This window comes from Streptomyces sp. NPDC001568, from assembly GCF_042893755.1.
Taxonomy (GTDB): domain Bacteria; phylum Actinomycetota; class Actinomycetes; order Streptomycetales; family Streptomycetaceae; genus Streptomyces.
In genome coordinates this window covers 58,560-77,785 of record NZ_JBIAVF010000020.1, presented here as the reverse complement: position 1 = coordinate 77,785, position 19,226 = coordinate 58,560, and the positions used below count along the sequence as shown (strand labels likewise).

Annotated in this window: 19 protein-coding genes and 1 pseudogene; 9 read left to right on the top strand and 11 right to left on the bottom strand. The window is 68.8% G+C overall.

The features are described 5' to 3' along the window. Positions 1 to 39 precede the first annotated feature (39 nt). The 4 genes and pseudogenes from ACFY0I_RS31450 to ACFY0I_RS31435 all read left to right on the top strand — a co-directional run bounded on the left by ACFY0I_RS31450 (position 40) and on the right by ACFY0I_RS31435 (position 3,851). Entirely contained in the window at positions 40 to 1,488 is a 1,449-nt protein-coding gene (locus ACFY0I_RS31450) for an MFS transporter (protein ID WP_388902103.1), read from the top strand. Then, complete coding sequence (locus ACFY0I_RS31445) at positions 1,485 to 1,880, top strand: cupin (RefSeq protein WP_388902102.1); 396 nt, start codon at positions 1,485 to 1,487, stop codon at positions 1,878 to 1,880. Before ACFY0I_RS31450 ends, ACFY0I_RS31445 begins: the two co-directional genes overlap by 4 nt. Before the next feature lie 246 nt (positions 1,881 to 2,126). After that, entirely contained in the window at positions 2,127 to 2,864 is a 738-nt protein-coding gene (locus ACFY0I_RS31440; protein WP_388902316.1) for a dienelactone hydrolase family protein, read from the top strand. 175 nt (positions 2,865 to 3,039) lie between these two features. Further along, positions 3,040 to 3,851, top strand: a pseudogene (locus ACFY0I_RS31435) (IS5 family transposase). A gap of 26 nt (positions 3,852 to 3,877) precedes the next feature. On the opposite strand, the gene ACFY0I_RS31430 reads toward ACFY0I_RS31435, so the two are convergent. From ACFY0I_RS31430 to ACFY0I_RS31410, 5 genes are all read right to left on the bottom strand, one after another. Next, positions 3,878 to 4,492, bottom strand: coding sequence for a hypothetical protein (locus ACFY0I_RS31430; protein ID WP_388902101.1), 615 nt, complete (start codon positions 4,490 to 4,492; stop codon positions 3,878 to 3,880). 802 nt (positions 4,493 to 5,294) lie between these two features. Continuing rightward, positions 5,295 to 5,831, bottom strand: a complete 537-nt coding sequence (locus ACFY0I_RS31425; protein ID WP_388902100.1) for a hypothetical protein — start codon at positions 5,829 to 5,831, stop codon at positions 5,295 to 5,297. A gap of 367 nt (positions 5,832 to 6,198) precedes the next feature. Continuing rightward, a complete protein-coding gene (locus tag ACFY0I_RS31420; RefSeq protein ID WP_388902099.1) occupies positions 6,199 to 7,116 on the bottom strand; it encodes a hypothetical protein in 918 nt (305 codons plus the stop codon). Between the two features lie 40 nt (positions 7,117 to 7,156). Then, positions 7,157 to 8,065 (bottom strand): hypothetical protein, encoded by a 909-nt coding sequence (locus tag ACFY0I_RS31415; RefSeq protein WP_388902098.1) that lies wholly within the window; start codon positions 8,063 to 8,065, stop codon positions 7,157 to 7,159. Positions 8,066 to 8,480: 415 nt separating this feature from the next. Next, positions 8,481 to 9,830, bottom strand: coding sequence for a PQQ-binding-like beta-propeller repeat protein (locus ACFY0I_RS31410; RefSeq protein ID WP_388902096.1), 1,350 nt, complete (start codon positions 9,828 to 9,830; stop codon positions 8,481 to 8,483). A gap of 509 nt (positions 9,831 to 10,339) precedes the next feature. On the opposite strand from ACFY0I_RS31410, the gene ACFY0I_RS31405 reads away from it, so the two are divergent. The 3 genes from ACFY0I_RS31405 (at position 10,340) to ACFY0I_RS31395 (ending at position 12,297) form a co-directional block, all read left to right on the top strand. Continuing rightward, entirely contained in the window at positions 10,340 to 10,561 is a 222-nt protein-coding gene (locus ACFY0I_RS31405; RefSeq protein WP_388902094.1) for a hypothetical protein, read from the top strand. After that, positions 10,545 to 11,309 (top strand): hypothetical protein, encoded by a 765-nt coding sequence (locus ACFY0I_RS31400; RefSeq protein ID WP_388902092.1) that lies wholly within the window; start codon positions 10,545 to 10,547, stop codon positions 11,307 to 11,309. Before ACFY0I_RS31405 ends, ACFY0I_RS31400 begins: the two co-directional genes overlap by 17 nt. A gap of 433 nt (positions 11,310 to 11,742) precedes the next feature. Next, the gene (locus ACFY0I_RS31395) at positions 11,743 to 12,297 is read left to right on the top strand and encodes a Uma2 family endonuclease (RefSeq protein ID WP_388902091.1); all 555 of its coding nucleotides are present in this window, start codon (positions 11,743 to 11,745) and stop codon (positions 12,295 to 12,297) included. Between the two features lie 745 nt (positions 12,298 to 13,042). Here the strand turns inward: ACFY0I_RS31395 and ACFY0I_RS31390 are convergent. Next, complete coding sequence (locus tag ACFY0I_RS31390; protein WP_388902089.1) at positions 13,043 to 13,297, bottom strand: hypothetical protein; 255 nt, start codon at positions 13,295 to 13,297, stop codon at positions 13,043 to 13,045. Between the two features lie 100 nt (positions 13,298 to 13,397). Here ACFY0I_RS31390 and ACFY0I_RS31385 point away from each other — a divergent pair, with 100 nt between their 5' ends. After that, on the top strand, positions 13,398 to 13,562 hold the full coding sequence (locus ACFY0I_RS31385) for a hypothetical protein (protein WP_388902087.1): 165 nt from the start codon (positions 13,398 to 13,400) through the stop codon (positions 13,560 to 13,562). 17 nt (positions 13,563 to 13,579) lie between these two features. Here the strand turns inward: ACFY0I_RS31385 and ACFY0I_RS31380 are convergent, their stop codons facing one another. Beyond that, positions 13,580 to 14,170: a TetR/AcrR family transcriptional regulator gene (locus ACFY0I_RS31380; protein WP_388902085.1), complete on the bottom strand. Its 591-nt coding sequence runs from the start codon at positions 14,168 to 14,170 to the stop codon at positions 13,580 to 13,582. Positions 14,171 to 14,299: 129 nt separating this feature from the next. Between ACFY0I_RS31380 and ACFY0I_RS31375 the strand changes: the two genes are divergently transcribed. Beyond that, positions 14,300 to 15,031 (top strand): SDR family oxidoreductase, encoded by a 732-nt coding sequence (locus ACFY0I_RS31375; RefSeq protein WP_388902083.1) that lies wholly within the window; start codon positions 14,300 to 14,302, stop codon positions 15,029 to 15,031. A gap of 205 nt (positions 15,032 to 15,236) precedes the next feature. Here the strand turns inward: ACFY0I_RS31375 and ACFY0I_RS31370 are convergent, their stop codons facing one another. The 4 genes from ACFY0I_RS31370 to ACFY0I_RS31355 all read right to left on the bottom strand — a co-directional run bounded on the left by ACFY0I_RS31370 (position 15,237) and on the right by ACFY0I_RS31355 (position 19,000). Further along, the gene (locus ACFY0I_RS31370) at positions 15,237 to 15,998 is read right to left on the bottom strand and encodes a metallophosphoesterase family protein (protein WP_388902081.1); all 762 of its coding nucleotides are present in this window, start codon (positions 15,996 to 15,998) and stop codon (positions 15,237 to 15,239) included. A gap of 73 nt (positions 15,999 to 16,071) precedes the next feature. Then, positions 16,072 to 17,550: a hypothetical protein gene (locus tag ACFY0I_RS31365; RefSeq protein ID WP_388902080.1), complete on the bottom strand. Its 1,479-nt coding sequence runs from the start codon at positions 17,548 to 17,550 to the stop codon at positions 16,072 to 16,074. Further along, a complete protein-coding gene (locus ACFY0I_RS31360; protein WP_388902078.1) occupies positions 17,547 to 17,882 on the bottom strand; it encodes a helix-turn-helix domain-containing protein in 336 nt (111 codons plus the stop codon). The genes ACFY0I_RS31365 and ACFY0I_RS31360 overlap by 4 nt, the downstream gene beginning before the upstream one ends. Beyond that, positions 17,882 to 19,000, bottom strand: coding sequence for a tyrosine-type recombinase/integrase (locus tag ACFY0I_RS31355; RefSeq protein WP_388902077.1), 1,119 nt, complete (start codon positions 18,998 to 19,000; stop codon positions 17,882 to 17,884). Before ACFY0I_RS31355 ends, ACFY0I_RS31360 begins: the two co-directional genes overlap by 1 nt. Between the last annotated feature and the right edge of the window lie 226 nt (positions 19,001 to 19,226).

Genomic DNA, 19,226 nt, shown 5'->3' with positions numbered 1-19,226 from the left:
CGTATCGACAACGGCGATCCCTGACGCTAATTTCTTTACATGTATAAAAATTTATGGGGGCGACCCGGGATGGTGCTGGCGGCGGCGGCCGTCGCCCAGTTCGTCTTCGCCCTGGACATGTCGGTGGTCAACGTCGCACTGCCCGCAATCCGCACCGCGCTGGGATTCGCGCCGCTCGACCTGTCGTGGATCGTGCACGTCTACGCGCTCACCTTCGGCGGACTGCTGCTCCTGGGGGGTCGTGCCTGCGACCTGTACGGTCACCGTCGGTTGTTCGTGGGGGGCCTGGTCGTCTTCGGGCTGTGCTCGCTGGCGGGCGGGCTGGCCCAGGCGCCCTGGCAACTGATCGCAGCCCGAGCCGGTCAAGGCCTGGGCGCTGCCGCGGCCGCCCCAGCCGCGCTGGGCATGCTCACCACCACGTTCCCCGAGGGCCCTCGACGTGTCCGGGCGCTCGGGGTGTGGAGCGCGGTGAACGCCGCAGGGGGAGCGCTGGGGGTACTCGCAGGTGGCCTGCTGACCGAGTACGCGGGTTGGCGCTGGGTGATGCTGGTCAACCTGCCCATCGTGGCGGCAGCTCTCGCGCTGGTGCGGGCGGGCGTGCCCGCCGGAGCACGGCCCGACCGGCGCGAGAGGCTGGACGTGCTCGGCGCTGTCCTGGCGACCGGCGGAGTCGGGCTGCTGGTGATCGGCGTCGTCCGCACCGACACCCGAGGATGGGGATCCTCGGCCACCGTGGCGACCCTCGCCGCTGCGGCCGTGCTCCTGTCCGCCTTCGCCCTCGCCGAATCCAGGGCCCCCGCGCCGCTGCTGCGCCTCGGCCTGCTGCGCAGTCGCTGGGTGGCAGGCGCCAACGTGCTGGTCTTCTTGGCCGCGGCCGGGCAGTTCACGGCGTTCTACTTCGTGTCCCTGTACATGCAGCAGGTCCTGGGCATGGGTGCCGCCGCGACCGGCGCCGCGTTCCTACCGTTCTCCGTGAGCCTGGTCGCGGGCACCATCATCGCGACCCGCGTCACCACGGCACGCACTCCCCGAACCGCCCTGGTGTGCGGCGCTCTGCTGGCCGCCGTGGGCCTGGCCTGGCTGGCCTTCATCAGCCCCAGCGGCGGCTTCCTCACCGACGTGCTCGGTCCCTGCCTCATCACCGGCGTCGGCGTCGGACTGGTCCTGGCCCCGGTCGCCGCCGCCGCGACCACCGGCGTCGCCTCCCGCGAGGCAGGCATGGCCTCCGGCCTTTTCAACAGCTCCCGCCAACTCGGCGGCTGCGTCGGCCTGGCCGCCCTGGCCACCATCGCCGCACTGCGCACCGGCACGGCCACCGACCCCGCCTCCCTCAACGACGGCTACGCCCTGGGCCTGACCGTCACCGCCGGCCTCTTCGTACTCGCGGCAGTTGTTGCGATCGGAGTGTTGCCCCAACGCCGGTCCGCTCTGCCCGATCCGCAACTCGCCGCCCCCACGAAGAACCGACTGGAAGGAACGCCATCATGACGACGACCCCCATCGACCTGTTCGCCTCCGCTCTGCAGTTCCGCCCCGACGGCGACGTCCGAGCCGCCGAACGGCAGATGACGAGCAGCGACTCCGGCGCCTGGCAGATCACGACGTTCCACGTGGAGACCGACGTCGACGTCCACGCCGACCACTGGGAGATGCACCCGGAGGCCGAAGAGGCGGTGTGCTGCCTGACCGGCGGCGTCCGCCTCCACTTCCGTGCCACCACGCCCGGTGGCGCCGAGGACATGGTGCAGTTGCGGGCGGGCACCGCGGTGATCGTCCCCCGAGGCCGCTGGCACCGCCTGGAGCTGAACGCCCCCAGCGACCTGATGTCGATCACCCTTCGCCACGGCACTCGCCTCGAAAAGCGCACCGACACCCACTGAGCGGGAGGTGGCCCGACAGATTCGCTGCCGGGCCACCGCGAGCCTCGCCCAGTCCTCACGGAGTTCCAACAGCGCGCCGTTTGACACCTCGTCGACCGCACAGGGATCCCCTACTGAACCTTGAAGCCCTGGGCGCTCGGCCCCGCATTTCGGGAGGACACGGGAGACGCACACGCTGTTCTGCCGGCGGCGGAACACCGACCGGACCGGGCTCGCCGATCATTACAGTCCAGTCCCATGACGACGATCACGACGATCACGACGCGTACGGTCGAGTACCCGGCGGACGGCTTGACGATGATCGGGCACCTCGCGCTCCCCGCCGGTGTCGACCGCCGGCCCGCGGTGCTGCTCGGGCCGGAGGGCATGGGACTCAGCGACGTCGAGCGCCGCCGGGCCGACGCTCTCGCCGAGCTGGGATACGTGGCGCTGGCCTTCGACCTTCACGGCGGGCGCTATCTGGGCGACCCCGAGGAGATGCTGGCCCGTTGCCTGCCGTTGCTCGCCGACCCCGACCGGATGCGGGGCATCGGTCATGCGGCACTCGACGTGCTGCGCACCGAACCGCGGACCGACCCCGACCGGATCGCCGCCGTCGGCTACGGCACCGGGGGCGCCGTCGGGCTGGAACTCGGGCGCGACGGAGTCAACCTGCGCGCGATCGGGACGGTCAACGCAACCACCACGGGCCGACCGGGAGAGGCAGCGCGCATTCGCTGCCCGGTGTGGGCCGGGGTCGGGTCGCAAGACCCGATCATGCCGCCCGCGCAACGGAGCGCGTTCACCGCCGAGATGCAGGCCGCGGGCGTCGACTGGCGCCTCACGGTCTACGGCGGCGCCCTGCACGCCTTCCACCACCCGCCGGTCGACCACCCCACGGTCCCCGGCGTCGGCTACCACCCACAACACGCGCAGCGAGCCTGGCGCGACGTCGTCGACCTGCTCGCCGAGTGCCTGCCCGTGACGGAGGACCCGGGGGCATGACCCGGGCAAGCAGCCCGGCGCCAGGTTTGGTCCGCGTCGGGTACTGACGGTCCCCTCCCCCTCGAGTCCGCATGACCGCACATTGAGTCACACCAAGATCAACTTACTGATCGTTCCAGAATGGGTTGGGCTGGGCTTCTTGCGCCTGGCGATCTTGGGTCGGCAGGCTGTCCGGGTGCATGTTGATCTTGTTCCGGATGGTCTCTGGGAGCGGGTGGCTCCATAGCAGCCGCCCGCTCCCCGACGGCGTCACCGCTACCCCGGGCGGCTGCGAGTTCCAGACCGGGCGGCCCTGGCCGGCATCGTCCACGTGCTGCGGACCGGTGTCGCCTGGCGCGATGTCCCCGCGCAGGTCGTGGGCTGCTCCGGCGTGACGGCCTGGCGCCCCGGCTGCGGGACTGGACCGAGGACGGCGTCTGACCCCTCCTGCACACCGCGCTGCTGACCGAACTGCGCCGCGCGGACCTGCTGGACCTGGACGACTGTGCCGTGGACGGCTCGCACGTCCGGGCCCTCAAAGGGGGCAATCATGTCGGCCCCTCGCCCGTCGACCGCGCCCGCCCCGGCTCCAAGCACCATGTGATCGTGGACCGTTGGGGCACTCCGCCCGCCGTGACGCTCACCGGCGGCAACCGCCATGACATCACCCGGCTGCTGCCCCTGCTGGACGCGATACCGCCAATCCGAGGACCGCGAGGACACCCGCGGTACAGGCCCCGGCGCCTGTACGCCGACCGGGGCTACGACTTCGACAAGTACCGCCGCCTGCTCTGGAAGCGCGGCATCAAGCCGATGATCGCCCGACGCGGCCACGCCCACGGCTCCGGCCTCGGCAAAGTGCGCTGGGTCGCGGAGCGCGCCTTCGCCTGGCTCCACCAGTTCAAGCGCCTGAGCACCCGCTACGAGCAACGCGCCGACCTCCACCAGGGCCTGCTCCACCTCGCCTGCGGCATCATCTGCCTCCGGCGCCTTCGAAAGTCCCTCTGATTCGATCGGTGCGGCCGGCGGAGCTCTCAGCGGAGGTGCTCCGGTGACCAGGCGTCGCTGACGACATGGCTTTCGCTGTTGTCACAGCACGTCACCTTTGCCTTCAGGGCCGGCCGTTCCGCGAGGGCCTGCCGGAGGTCCTGGCGGAGTTGGTCGAGGAAGGCCCACAGGTCAGGGGCGACGACGCGGAAGCCGGTCTCGCTCACGTCGAGGCGGGTACCGTCCCAGGACCCGCCGATGAGGTGGCAGACGGATCCGGTGGAGGGGCTGACCGCGTACAGGTTCCCGCCGCCGTCGGTGGCGAACACCGTCACCGTGTCGTCGACTGCTCCGGTCACCGGCATGAGGGCGCCGGCGAGGATGCCCTCGGCGACCCGCTCGGCATCGGCGATCCAGATGCCGATGTGCAGGTCCGGCAGCTCGACAGCGCCCAGTGTCGCGTAGTACTCCAGGAGCGCGCCGGTGACGCCTTCCCCGGCGAGCAGCGCGACGGCCCGGGCGCCGTCCTGCGCCGTGACGGTCTCCACGCTGTACTCGCCCGGCGAATACGAATGCACCTCCTCGAAGCCGTCGGCGAATGCGACGGCCAGCGGTGCCATCTCCTCGCCCCATTCGCGAAGGTTGAAGGCGGAGTCGTTCATGCCGGACTTTCTGACGAGGAAGTGTGCGTTCCCCGCCATTGTCCCTCGTGGGACCGGAAGGGTGCGCCTTGCGTACGCCGAGAGCCGTGCCCGCTTGCCGACACCGTCGAGACGTCGGTTGCCGGACGAGCGCGCGGTGCTGGATCCGGCGGGCCGTGGCAACCACCACCGGTGCCATGAGCCAGCACAAGTGCGCGCCGGAGCCCATAGGCAGGAGTGAGAGAGGGATGGACACCCCGAACACAGCCACCAGGCAGATGCTGCACACCAGGTTCTTCGCCAAGCGCAAGAAGCCCAGCCCAACCCATTCCGAAACGATCAGTTAGCGCCCCTTCTCGCGTGTCTCTCGGCCGAACCCTCGCTCTGGCCGACCACCTGGCGGGAGGTGTCGCCTACTGCGTGAGCCTGACCCAGGCGGCGGCCCGGACTCCTCGTCCTCGTTGTCGAGGGCGACCACCATCTCTTACGCGGCGACAGGAGGTGTTCATCCTGAAATGCCCGTTTCAGTGAAAGTGAGTGAAACCAAGCCCCACTCTCCATAGAATCGCAGCTCAGCAAGCCTGCTCCCCGCACCCGCGGGGATGACCCCGAGTACGGGGGCGGTGCGACCAGCTGCCGATCGGCAGCCGCGGTCCGCCCGTCGTGCGCCGCTGTTGCACCGCGCCCCAGGCTCAGGCGCAGGCCCTGTCCACGCCCGGGCGGCGCGCGAAGCCCGACGGATCGGGAGGTTCGAGCAGACGGCCGGGATCCGGATCACGATCGCCCTTCAGGACTTCTCCGCCGCCCGTGACCGGAACGCGGCTCAGACCTCGTCGAAGGCCTGGTTCATCTCGTCGAGTTCGCGCGGGTTCAGGGAGGTGCGGAGGTCGAGGAGTTCCGCGGTCCATGCGGGGCTCCGCAGGGCGAGGATGCAGTGGAGGGTGGGGTGGACGGTCGCCTCGGCTTGGTAGGCGGCGTTCTCCGTGTGCCGGAACGTCATGTGCAGCGTGCCGTCGGCCGCCTCGGTGACCGGCACGGTGGGATCCGGGGCCCAGTCGTGGCCGTGACCGCCGTCGATGCCCCGATGGCGGGGCAGCAGCAGAGCCACGGGAGACGTGAACGAGGGCGTGGCGGGAAGGCCGGCGCGCACCGTGCCGTCCGGTGCGACGTGGCGGGAGCCGCGCGGGGTGCTGACGGTCCGCCCGCCGTGGTCGACGTCCAGGATCCACCGGTCGGTCGCCAGGTACCGCAGGGTTCCCGCCTCGCCGATCTCCCCGTCCGCGAAGACCGTGCGGAACCCGCAGACCACCTGCGGTGGATCGGCCGCGAGCATCAACCGGAGCAGCGTGTCGTGGTCCATGGTGGCGCCTCGTCCGTCCCGGGCTCAGGTGTCGCCCTTCTTGAACTTGCACGTCGTTGCTTTGTAGCAGGTGGCCCGGTCGCTCTCGACCGGTCCCGCCGTGGACACGGCGGTGCCGTCGATCCTCAGGTGGAGGTTCCAGGCGTCCCAGAAGTAGCGCTTGCCGTCGTAGGGCAGGCGGTTGTGCCCGTTGCCGTTCTGCCCCTCGGTGCGGGTGTACGACTTCGTCGGGACGGAGCTCCCGTAGAGCTGCGCCGGTGGATGTGACAGATGAGGGGAAGATTCTTTTGCGCCGTAAGGGCTCCGCCGGCGGGCGTGGTGTCCTGTGCTGCGGGCGCTTCCCCAGCACAGGACCTTCAGGCAGCCGTCAGATCTTGTTGTACGTACCGGAGGCCCAGAGGGCGCCGCCCTTGCCGGGGCCGCCGTCCGCCTTGTAGACGACGAAGTTGCCGTCGTCCTGCAGCAGCGCGTAGGCGCCGGGGTTGTTGCCGGTGCCCGCGCTCCAGGCCACCGTGTGCGGCGAGAACCAGTCCCGCAGGGTCAGGTTGCCGTCGGCGGCGATGCTCAGTTCCGTCGTGTGGTAACCCGTGTTGTACGTCCCGCTGTACCAGATCGCCTTGCCATCGCTCTTGCGGTGGATGACCAGGTTGCCGTCGTCCTGGAGGACCATCCAGACGGTGGCGCTCTGGGCCCAGTCGCCGTCGAACCGATAGCGGTACTGGGACACCGCGTCGTTCGCGCAGACCTTCGTGGTCCTCTCGCGCCTCATGGCCGACCAGTGCAGCCCCAGGAACTCTTGCTCCTTCCGGCCGATGACCCTGAAGTTGCCGCTCCATTCCAGCATCGCCCTGGGCTTCGTGTCGGTGTGGTCGCCGTACGTGTTGGTGTGCCAGATGCCACCACCCGTCTGGGGGCTGCCGCCGTCCTTGTAGACGACGAAGTTGCCGTCCTCCTGCATGAGGGCGTACGCGGCCCAGTTGCCGTAGGTGCCGCTGTTCCACAGCGGGAGCTTCGGCCCACCCGGGTTGCCCAAGGCGTACAGCACGAGGTTGCCGTCCCACTGCATGACCAGCTCGGTCGACTTGGTCGGGCTGGTCAGCTTCTCGCCCGGAGCGAGCCGCTGACCGATCTTCAGGACCGTCTCGAGCTGATCGTAGGGCCCGTCGCACTCGGCCATCCCGTCCCGGGTGGCGGGCGCGGCGTGCGCCGCGGCCGGAACCACGCCGGTCAGGGCCGAGGCGGCGAGCAGGGATATGAAGGCATTGCGGAGCAAACGGTTGTACATGGGTGGTTCCCCCGTGGTTGGTCTTTGGTTGGTCGGCCGGTCAGATCTTGTTGTACGTACCGGAGGCCCAGAGGGCGCCGCCCTTGCCGGGGCCGCCGTCCTTCTTGTAGACGACGAGGTTGCCGTCGTCCTGGAGGAGGGCATAGGCGTCGTCGCTGCCGGCCGTGCCGCTGTGCCAGCGGACGGTGAAGGTCGGATAGAACTCGCGCACGTTCAGATCGCCCGTCCGCTCCATCTTCATGTAGACGGAGCCGTTTTGGGAGCCCGAGGGGCCGTAGGTACCGCTGTTCCAGATCGCCTGGCCGTCTCGCTTGCGGTACATGACGAGGTTGTTGTCCTTCTGCAGCACGAGCCACACGGAAGCGGACTCGGCCCAACTGCCTCGGTCCCAGGTCGGGACGATACCGTCCGGTGTGGCGTCCGAGCAGATCTTGGCGTTCCGGTTCATCGTCTCGGTGCGCCAGGACGGAATACCTTCGGTGCGGCCGGTCACCTGGAGCTCGCCCCAGTCGATGAATGAGGCTTGGGGGGTCCTGTCGGTCCGGGTGCCGTAGGTGCCGCTGGCCCAGAGGGCGCCGCCCTTGCCGGGGCCGCCGTCCTTCTTGTAGACGACGAAGTTGCCGTCCTCCTGCATGAGGGCGTACGCGCCCCAGTTGCCGTACGTGCCGCTGTACCACAGCGGCAGGTCGGGCCTGCCGATGTTGCCGACCGCGTAGATGACGAGGTTGCCGTCGGACTGCATGACGAGCTCGGGCTTGCCCGGCGTGGGGACGAGGCGCGTGCCCGACTCGAGGCGCTCGCCGACGGCCAGGTTCTTGGAGTTGCTGGTCGTGTAACGGACGCATTCGGTGGCGTCGGCGGCCGACGCCGTGGCCGCCGGAACCAGGGCCGTCAGGACGGAGGCGGCGAACAGGGGCGTGAGCGCTCTGCAGAGCGCGCGGGTACGCATGATGTGGTTCCCCCCAGGGATCGTGATGTCCGACCCAGGACCTGGCCGGATCGGTGCATGACCTCCTTTCTACCTTGTCGCCCCGGGGTTGGATCAACTGACTATGCGATCAGCGCGCCTACCCGCCCCCGGCCCGGGTAGCGCCTGGGGTTGGCCCACCTGACGCGATCGAGCTCGTACGGCAAGGACGGCTTGGGGCCGGGGGCTTACGAAGCCTTCGCCTGCTCGACGCCGAGGCGGTGCGGGCGTCACTGCGCGGTGGCACGGCCGCTCGCGTGCATCGGGTCGTGGGCAACCGCGCAACGGAACGCCGCCGGCGTGAGCGCAGTGCCCGATCTCGGCGAGATCGGGCGCCGGCCTGTCCGGCACCCGATCCGTTCCTTCAGCGGACGGCGGGTTTCACCTGGGCGCTGCGTCAGACGGGCTGGGCCGCGAAGACGAAGAGGCCCCCGGAGTTGCGGACGGCGGCGTACCCGTTCGTCGTGAATTGCGGCATCTCCTCGATGCCGGAGGCCAACAGCTTCTTGTCGCGGACGTCAAGCGCGGCTGCGGCACCGTCCAGATACGTGTAGAGGACGCCGTTACCCGCGAGGGTGTGCGGCTTGATGTCCACCTCGTCCGCGGCCTGGCGCCACAGCTCCTTGCCGGTCTCCGTGTTCCATGCGACCGCGCCCTTGCCGTACTGCACCACGGCGGTCTTGCCGTCCGGGGAAATGGCGAGGCCGTCGTCATCGATGGCGCTGTTGGTGTCGATGACGGGCCCCTCGGCGAGCCGGAGGCCGCTCTTGACGTCGATCAGCGTCATGGCTGCTTCGGTCTTGCCGTACACGGACCATTCGAGGAGGGCCTTGTCGCCCTGGTACGGCATCAGCCGCGCACTCGTCGCATTGGTCGGGGTGACCTGCTTGGCGATGGCGGCCGGCGGCGTGAGGTCCTTGGTGTTCCACGCCTTCTTGCCCGTACGGATGTCCGTGGCGGTCAGCCACCAGGCGTAGGGCTGGTAGGAGATGTCCTTCTGCGAGGAGTAGCCGAGACCGGAGCCGACCGCCCCCTTGACGTCGATGTGCGAGGCCTCGGTGACCACGGTCTCTCCGTCACCGATCGGGATGAACTTGGCGCCGCCCGAGGCGCCGACGTCCACGAGGTGGCCGTGCCGGACCGGGGTGGACATGTGGGTGTCCCCGTCGAGGGAGGAACTCCCCAGCTTCTCGCCGGACGGCGCATACATGGTCAGCACGGTCTGGGTCGAGGCCTTCTTCAGGCCGTCCGCCGGAGTGTCGACGCGGTTGCGGATCAGCAGGGCCGGCGAACCGTCCCGCCACTCGCCCACCTGCGCGAGGGCCACCGTCGGGCCCTTCTCCGCGGGGAGGGCGAAGTCGAACTGCTTGCGCAGCTTGCCGCTCTTGGCGTCGAGGAGCCGGGCGGTGAAGGTGCTCGTGCCCGACTGCCCGTCCTTGTCGCCGGTGACGATGACGGCGTCCCCGACCGTGCAGACGTCCTGCCGCGACGAGCCCTCCCCGGAAGCCTTGCTCACGCAGCGCCCCTCATCGGCCGTCAGACTCCAGGCCGGCTGCGCGGCCAGCCCGGGCACCGGCTTGCCCTGGTAGACCGGGCTCTTGGGGGCTGCGGGAGCGGACTCCGCGGCGGCCTTCCCCGTCTCCCCGCCACCTGCCTTGGCGTCCGGTTCCGCACCTCCTGAGCATCCGGTCACCAGACCTGCGGTCAGCACCAGACCGAGTGCCACCGTCGTGCGTATGCGATTCAACTTCTTTGTCCGTCTTTCCTCTTGAACGATCACGCCCAACGGGCCACCCTACTTCGATCAAGACCCCCTGCTCATACTGGTTCTGGCTCCCCGTCACCGGTCCCGCGCCCCTGACGGCCCTCTGCTCCATGAAGGGCGTCCGCCGGTTCCGTGCACGCCGCAGCCCATCTTCCTGATCCGGAAGATGGGCTGCTGGGCCGCTGCTCCACCGTCATACGGCCCCCTCCCCCGCGCCGCCATCACCTTCGCCGCGGCCCTCCCCCGCGCCGCCGTCGCAGCCGCCGACCGGCCGGCCGATGTGATCCGCGCATGCGAACGACAGACCCGACCCGCCCGCGCCCGCTACGAGCTGACCCCGGGCATCGGCGGACGACCCGGCGTGCGCGGGCCGGGCCCGTCCGGGCCGGTCGTCGGCAAGCCGCACCACCGTGTCACCGTGACCTGGCCTCAGCGGCGCCCTGTTCGGCGAGGAGCTCGGCGGCGGCCAGGACGAGAAGGTCCTGCGGGACGTGCTCGACGCCGCAGCCGGCGCCCGAAACGAAGAAGCCGCGAACGGTACTTTCCAGCTCGGCCCGATCGTCCCGAACACCCGCCAGGACGCCCGCGGCCGGCCGACCCTCTACCAGGAGAGCACGACTACCAACGGTCCCTGCCCGAGGTCAAACGGCAAGCTGACCACAACCTCGGCAAGCCTGAACGCGACAGAATCGTCGCGTGATGAATTTCCTTAAGGATCATCAAACAATCCTGCTCGCCGTCTTCACAGTGCTCGTCGGTTTCGGTGGTGCCTGGCTCGGTGCCAAAGTCCAGGCCGGTGGTGGACTCGCGCAAGCCAAGGCCGCCAAGGAGGCCGCCGAGACGGCCGCCGCGGCAACCCTTCAGGCCGTCCGGGACCAGACCGACCGTGCCGCGGCCGCCGCGCATGCCGCCACCCTGCGCAGCCTGCGCACGACGGCGATAGCCGACCTCCTCCGTACCGTTCGCGAGTACGAGCGAGCCTTGAACAACCACTACAAGGAACCGAACCGGGCAGCCGTCGACAGTGCCCACCTCGAATTCGTGCACGCCCGATCGGATGTCGAACTGTCCGCCCCCTCGACCCTCATGGAAGCCTTCAACCACCTTGTTACATCAACGCTCCGACTGCGGACGATCAGTGACTTGCACGCCGTCGCCGAACAGATCCGATGGCGCATGGCCGGCATGCGTACCGCCGAAACCACAGAAGCCCTACGTGCGTTGGAGAACTTTCGTACGGCCTTCCACCTCGATGCCGGCGATGAGGACGTGCTCAAACGAGACGCGGACCGTGCACTCGATCAGGTGCCTGGTCTGAGTCACGAGGAACGACAAGAGCTGATCGTCGACTGTCTGATCCCACCGCTGCATGCAGTGCTCAGGCCGGCCAATGCGTCCCATACGGACTCCATGACAAGGTTCGTCACCGAGACGCGCGTGGTTCTAGGTGTCAACGAGTAGTACGGAAACGGCGGTGGCCGACGCCTTCAATTGCCGATGGCCACCTACGCACGTCGCACGGGCCGGGTCGGACAGCGGCTCCGGCGGGGCCGAAATCCGAAGGTGGGAGCGCCCCGCCGTCACCGCGTTCGATCAGGGCGCGACAACAGCGTGCCGGCCGGCCGTGGGGATGGACAGCGGCGGCGCTCCGCCGTGGTCCCCGCCGATGCGGGGGTGAGTCTGCCGTGGAGCTGGCAGTACGACGCCTTCGGCTCCACGAGAGTTTCTGCGGTCGTACCTCGACGCGCGGCGCGCCAGCGCTACGCCGGATCGCGGAGGAGGAGTCCGTCCTCACCCGTATGGATCTCGCGTCACCTACCAATTTCGGTATGTGGCCCCCGTCAAACAAGGAGACTGTTCACGACACTCCACAAACAACGAGCGGAGCAAGCACATGGGCACCGCGCCGGACTACACCAACGACATCAACCCTGAGCACGCATTGAAATACGCCATCCAGAACATTCGGGGCGACCGAGCCCAGATCGTCGAGGGAGTCATCGAACCTGTGACACCGACTTGGGACCACGAGGCCACAGCGGAGGCCATCAGGGACCAGATCAAGCCCAGAGTCCGCGAACTGGGATGCGTCACAGGTTCCGGCAACCTCGACCTACCTGGATCATCCAACTGGTATGTACCCGACATCGCGGTCGTACCAGCCGACCAGGCAAAGGGTGCCGGTGCGCTCCTCCCTGACCAGACTCTGCTGATCGTGGAGGTGACCTCGGAGTCCAACGGTGACACGGACCGAGTCGTCAAGCGGAGGCGCTATGCGGAGTACGGGGCGCCGCTCTATCTCCTCGTCGACAGGGTTGAACGCAGCATCACCCTGTTCTCCGAGCCTGGACACCTCGGTTACACCCGGGCAGAGGGTCCCCTCCCCTTCGGCAGCCCGATCGCACTACCGGCGCCGTTCGACATGAGCCTCGACACCACAGATCTCTGAGCACCCGCCGCGGCCGTTGGACAGCTCGATGCGCTGGCTCCACGAAGCTGCCGCTGCGGGGGCGTACAGGATCAAAACGGACAGGAAGGCGAAGCCCGCGAGCGAGCGTTCTCCTTTGAAGAACCGTTGCGAACGGATCGGCGGGCGACGCGCTGCGCGTCGACGCCGTAGGTATCGCACCCACGACACCTGCGAGCGGTTCTCTGAATCGGCTCGGATGACGGGTGCTGCGATGCGGGTGAATGGGAATGGGCACGCACGGCCGCCGTGTGCGCCAGATTCCAGTGAACCTCAGGTCGCGCCGGCTTCGTCGACGCGGGGGCGAGCCGCTGTCCACGGTCTGCAAGCCGTGGACGGGTTCCCCGCCGACGCGAGGGTGAGTCGGCCCCGGAGGCTCGCGCGGCCCCGGCATGCCCGCCTGTGGCCCCCGCCGACGCAGGGGTGAGCTGGCCACGCCGTGGAGCCGTCAGCGCAGCCCTTCGGCTCCACGGGAGATTCTCTGCACGAGCGCGTCGTGTACGACGGCACCGCGGCACTGCGGCACCGCGGCACCGCGGCACTGCGGCACTGCGGCACTGCGGCACTGCGGCACTGCGGCGACTGCGGCGACTGTGCGAGGTGCCAGCCGCCAAAGGGCGTACGAGCCGGCCAGGGCCAGCGACGCGACGCAGCCTGTCCGATACTGCCGCCTGATCCACCATTGCCCCAGCTGGTCCTACTGAGGGCAGGGGGTCCAGGTCCCGCCTCAGGCCGAGCGCAGGGCGTCCGTCGGGGAGGCCTTGGCCGCGCGCAGGGCGGGGTGGATGCCGGCGAGAGCGGCGACGACGACGGAGACGACAGGGCCGGTGACGATCGTGTGGTGGGGGATGGAGGCGGGCCATCCCTGGACGAAGGCGTAGCCGTAGACGGTGAGGCTGCCGACGATCAGTCCGCCGATGCCTCCGACCCTGAAACTACTGCTGGACTGGCTGGAATACCGGCGCAAGCGCTGGCCGAACACGGCCAACCTCCACCTGCTGATCAATAATCAGACCGCCGCAGGCACCGGGCGCGCCAGCAATCGCTGGATCCGTGGGCTCCTGCACGGCCAGGAAGCGACCTTGGAGCGGCTCCGCGTCGACCGGCAGCTCGAGGAGGCCCTGGCCCACGGGCCCGATCCGCTCCACCTCGCCGAGGTGTTCGGGCTCGATGAGAAGACAGCGATGCGCTACTCGGACTCCGCGCGAACACTACTGAAACAGGCCGCTGAGCAGCAGCTTCGATGATGTCCGGGCTTCTGCCGTCAGTTTTCGGGGGGCCGAGACGGCGCGGGTTTCAGTCCGTCCAGGGTGAGGTCGAGGAGGCGTTCGGCCTGCTCTCGCTGCTCGGGCTTGGCCGAGGTGAGGGCGATGCCGGCGAGGGCGGCGAACATGTCGGTCGGGCTGATGTCGGACCGGATCGTTCCGGCAGCGCTATTGGCGTCCATGAGGGAGGAGAGGGCGGTCTGAATCATCTCGTGACTTTCGGCATAGGGATTGGTTCCCACGTTGACGACGGCTCGCAGGGCGTCGGCCATGCCGAGTTTGGCGGTGGCGTAGTCGATGAAGCGGCGGGTCCAGGCTCGCAGCGCCTCAGGCGGTGACATCGCCGCAAGGAGGCCGGGGACGGCGTCGCACAGCCGGGCCACTTCGTTGCGGTACGCCGCCTCGATCAGAGCTTCCCGGGTCGGGAAGTTGCGGTAGAGGGTGCCGGTTCCCACGCCCGCTTCTCTGGCGATGCGCTCGAAGTGCGCATCCAGTCCCTCCTCGGTGAACACGTGCACCGCGGCGGCCAGGATCTTCTCCCGGTTCCGCTGTGCGTCAGCCCTCAGCGGGCGTCCTGCATCCCGGGCCATCAGTGGCTCTCCCTTGTCTCCGTTTGCTAAGTGGAGGACCCGCCACTTAGTGTGAACGAAGTGGCGGAGCCTCCACTTTCACTGTAGGGCACGGCCGCCCCCACTCCTCCGCTGGAAGGACTGTCCATCATGTCGGGAATCGAAGGCAAAGTCGTGGCGATCACGGGCGCCGGCAGCGGCATCGGCGAGGCGACCGCACTTCTGCTCGCCGAGCGCGGTGCGAAGATCGTCCTCGGGGCACGTCGTCCGGAGCGTCTTGAGGCTCTGGCCGCCCGTATCGAAGAGGCCGGCGGTGAAGCCGTCTGGGCCCGCACGGACGTGACGCGACGTGAGGACCTTTCCGGCCTCGTCAAGCTGGCAAGCGATCGATACGGCCAGCTCGACGTCCTCGTCAGCAACGCCGGGATCGGCTTGATCTCCCGTCTGGATGACCTGCGCGTCGAGGACTGGGAGGAGATGATTGACGTCAATCTCAAAGGGGTCCTGTACGGGATCGCCGCGGCCCTTCCCGTCTTCCGGGAGCAGGGCTTCGGGCACTTCGTCAACACCGTGTCCACCGCCGGACTGCGTATCGTGCCGCTCCAGTCGGTGTACGCCGGCACGAAGAACGCCGTGCGCACCATCTCCGAGGGCCTGCGGCAAGAGGCCGGCGACAGCCTGCGCGTCACCGTCGTCTCTCCCGGCGCCGTCCGCACGGACTTCGCAGAGCGCATGGATCCGGCGGTGAAAACCCAGATCGACAAGATGATGGAGACCGCTCTTTCGCCCGACGCGGTGGCCCGCGCCATCGCCTTCGCCATCGAGCAGCCGGACGGTGTCGATGTGGGCGACATCGTGGTTCGCCCCACTGCCCAGGGATAATCTGCGCAACCACGCAGCCCACCCCCACGTTCCCACCGAACCCACGGATGCCCCCGGCCGACGCACACGGACCGACGCCCGAGTTCCCGCTGAACAAGCTTCAGTTCCGCTGAACCCACGGGCCTCTCCGGCCTTGGGATTGGTAGGCGTCGTTGATCGTGTAGTCGGTGTTCGGCTGCCCGCTGTCGTGGATGGGGAGCGAGTGTCACGGGCTGTGGTCGCGTCCGTCCCGTGGTGCGAAGGCTGTGAGGGCGTCGGCGTCGGTCGCGCGAGCGTGCAGGAAGTAGTCGGCCCATTCGGTGATGTCGGGGTAGGACGAGTCCTGGCTGAGCTGAGTGGCTGCGGCCTCGATGTCGAAGTGCGTGGTGCGCAGTTCGACGCCCGGGCCCAGTAGGGCCCAGTGTGCTCCGGTTCGTCCGTAGGGCATGCCGATGCTGCCGGGGTTGATCACGAGCCGGCCGAGGGCGAGGCGGACGAACGGCATGTGGGTGTGGCCGCAGACCACGGTACGGATGTCGGTATCGAGTCCGCTGAAGACTTCCTCCCAGCGGCCGAGGCGGGAGTCGACCAGGACGACCTCCTCGTCGTCGCGAGGGGTGGCGTGGCAGAACAGCACCTTTCCCATGCCTTTCACTGACAGGGATAGTGATCGTGGAAGCGAGCCGAGAAGGTCGAGATGGTCTTCGCGGAGCTGTTCGGCTGCCCAGGGAGCGATCGGGTCGGGGATCGTGTCGCGTTGCCCTCGGCGGTATTCGAGGAGTTCGCGGTCGGCGTTGCCGCTGATCCAGATGACGCGGTCGCCGAGGCTGGTCAGCAGGTCGAGCACCTGGGCCGGTTGCGGGCCGGCGGTGATGTCGCCGGTCAGCACGATGTGATCGGCGGTGCTGACGTCTGGTTCGGCGAGCACTGCCTCCAAGGCCGGCAGGACTCCGTGAATGTCGGACAGGACGGCTACTCGGTTCAGCATGCTCACCACTGTGGGGCGAAGGCCGCCGAGTGGTGTGACCTTTCGCCCGGCGCGTAGTTCAAGGGGGGGCCGTTCAGCGTGTGTGGTCGCCGGGTGCGTAGTTCTTCCAGGGGGCTCCGGCTTCGGTGGCGATGCGGGTGGTGCTCTTGTCGTGGTAGCCCAGTGCCTGAGCGATGACGGGCGCCGGGGCCTGGAGGACGAGCTGGCGTATGGCGGAGGTGCGGCCTTTCTCGGCCGGGACGCCGAGTTTCCGCAGCGCGTCGCGCAAAGTGCCGGGATTCATCGGCTGGCTCGGGCGACGGCCGGGGAAGAGCCAGGGCGAATCCTGATTGATGGCAGGGGTGTTGGCGGGCAGGGCCTGGAGGTAGTCGAGCAGGAGGGCGGCCACCGGCTCGGGTACTGGGGTGGGCGGGTCGCCGAGCCGGAGTGCGATATGCCGGCCGTCGTGGACAACGTCGTCGGTGACCATGCGGACGATCCGGCTGACGGGCTGGGCGAACAGCAGGACCAGACAGGCGGCGAGCCGGACTCTCGGCGAGGTGCTGTCGTCGGCGAGGACCCGTTGCAGGGCGGCGATGCGCTGGTGTTGGCCCATCGGGTGGGGGTTGGTGGTCGGGCGGTTCGGGATGATCAACCGCGGCATGCGGCGGGTGTCCATGCACCAGCGCAGGAATGCCTGCGCGGGACGCCGGGTGGCGTACTTCTCCGCGTGCCAGGCATCGAGGTCGGTCTGGGTGCAGGCGTCCAGTGTGACGTGCCGGGCGGCGAGCCAGACCAGGAAGGCGCCGGCCTGGGTGATCTGCTGACGGGATTCCTGCGTCGTGCTGGTGCCCAGCGGGCTCCTGGCCGCCTTGGCGCGGAGCTTTCGGAGCTGGTGCCAGGTGGCGAAGTGCTGAAGCATGCGGGCGTGTTCGGTGTCAGCGGTGGTGGCGATGCGCTGGGCGAGCCACCGTTCGAACAGCAGGAGTCGGCGGTCGAGGTGAGGCAGGACGCCGCTGTCCATGAGCAGGTCGCGGAGGTAGGCGGCGGTCCGCCAGTTCGGCAGGGCCTGGATGGCGTCGTGTGTGAGCGGCACTGTTCCGGTGGCGAGGTCTCTCAGCAGGGCCGGGACTTGCGGGTTGCGGAGCCAGATCAGCCGGCTCTTCGGGCGGTCCAGTCTCACCAAGAGCTGGTGCAGCGGGACCAACTGCGGGTGGATGCAGCCGGTGCCGTCGTCCAGGAGGGTGGTGAGCCGGTCGGAGAGTGTGCAGCGTTCGCAGAGCCGTCCGCCCAGGAGCAGGCCCTCGAAGCCGCAGCGGTCGCAGAAGAAGTCGCGGCTGATGCCTGCGCAGTCCCGGCAGATCGCGGTTCCCGCCGCGTCCCGGCCGGGAAGCAGACGCTCGGTTCCGCAACCGGGGCAGCGGCCTCGGTCCTGCGTGGCCCGGTCGTAGCAGGTGCGGCAGATAGGCCCGTCCGACCAGTTCGCGGACTTGGCGGCGCGGCGGCCGCAGCGTGCGCAGGTGCGTATGTGCCACCGCTCGTATTTCTCGCGGCTGTCGTAGGCCGGGCTCACGAGTCGGGGCTGATCCGGGCGCGCTTGGGCCGGATGGTGTTGGCGAGGTCCACGACGTCGGCGCCGCCGGAGGCGGCGGTGCGGCGCGGGGCGACGCTCTCGGCCCGGGTGGCGATCAGGTCGGTGGGGGTGACGTCGAGGATGTCGCAGAGCGCGGCCAGGACCGGCAGGGAAAGCCGTTCGGGAGTCTGGGTGACCAGACGCCAGACTTGGACCGAGGACAGCTCGATGCCGCGTTCGGCGAGCAGCGGGGAGAGGTCGGAGGCGGCGAAGATGCCGCGGGTGGCCATCACCTCGCGCAGTCGCCACTGGTAGCTGACCTGGCGTTTCATCAAGCCTTCCTCGCCGGCCGCAGAGCGGCCTGCATCGTCGCGTCCAACGCTCTGCGCAGGGTGCGGGTGCGGAAGTCGGAGGACACGCACGTGTAGATCGCGGTCGTGGATGCGTGTTCGTGTCCGACCTGTTCCTGGACGAACCGGGCGTCCATGCCCTTCTCGATCAGGTGGGTGACGTAGGACCTGCGGAAGGAGTGGAAGTCCAGTCCGTCGTCCAGGCCGAGGGAGTCCCGGTAGGTGGTGAAGCGGGTGTTCATCTGGGAGAAGCCGACCCGGGCCGAGCGCTCCGAGGGCCACAGAGCCCCGGAGCCGGCGGTGGGGAACAGCGGACGCACCTCCTCGTTCCACTGCTGGAGGATCTCCGCCGACCAGTCGAAGACGGTCAGCACGCTGCGGCGCTTGGGCGGCGAGCCCTTCTTCGCCTTGCCGTGGCGGACGTAGAGGACGCCGTAATCGCCGAACTCGGGGCCTTCGGGGTTGCGTCCGAAGTCGACCGTGTCCAGCATCCGCGTCTCGTTGCGGCGCAGGCCGAAGGCATACGCGGTCTTGAACGGCATCGCGTCACGGAAGGCGGGCAGCCAGCCCTTGCGACCCCGGCCGCGGACCCTGCCGACCTGATCGTCAGCGTGGTCGAAGAACGCCTGCAACTCCTGCCGGGTAAAGGCCCGTTTACCAGGGTCTGCCTCGGCTTCCTCCACGTGCACCGCGGTGTTCCACTCGTGCACCACCTGAACCGGGTGGGCGCCGAAACGCTCCTCGCAGGTCACCGCCCATCCGTAGGCAGGATCGGTGATGAAGGCACAGAAGGAGCGGACCGATCCCTGGTAATTGCGGAGCGTGGAACGGCGCAGGTGCCGTACCGGCCGCAGGTCACCCAGCCACTCGTCGACCATCTGCGGCGACCAGGCCCAGGGGAACGTGTCAGCGTGCCGGACGAAGGCGCGTACCACCTTCTCCCGGCCTTCGATCGTGGAGAACGCCAGGTTCCGCGCGAGCTGCTGGTTGCGCCAGCCGTCCAGCATCGCCGTGAACACCTGCTCGTCCGGCCGCAGCAGTGGCAGGTCACTGACCAGATGCAGCCCGACGGCCCCCGGTGCGAGCCTGTTCCCACCCACGAATGACTACCCTCCGCCACCTACATCAGACGAAGGAATCTTTCATCAGATGTAATCGCCTGACAAGTTCCCAGCTCAGAAGGCGTGATGCCGCGCATCCGACCCCCTTCAAGCGGCTCGGCCAGTCCCCGCCGACGGGCCCATACAAGCCGCTGACCAGTACAGAACGGTCAAGCTGTCGCCGGTGTGCGATCCAGCCTCAGTGTTGCATCCGATGAAATTGCGG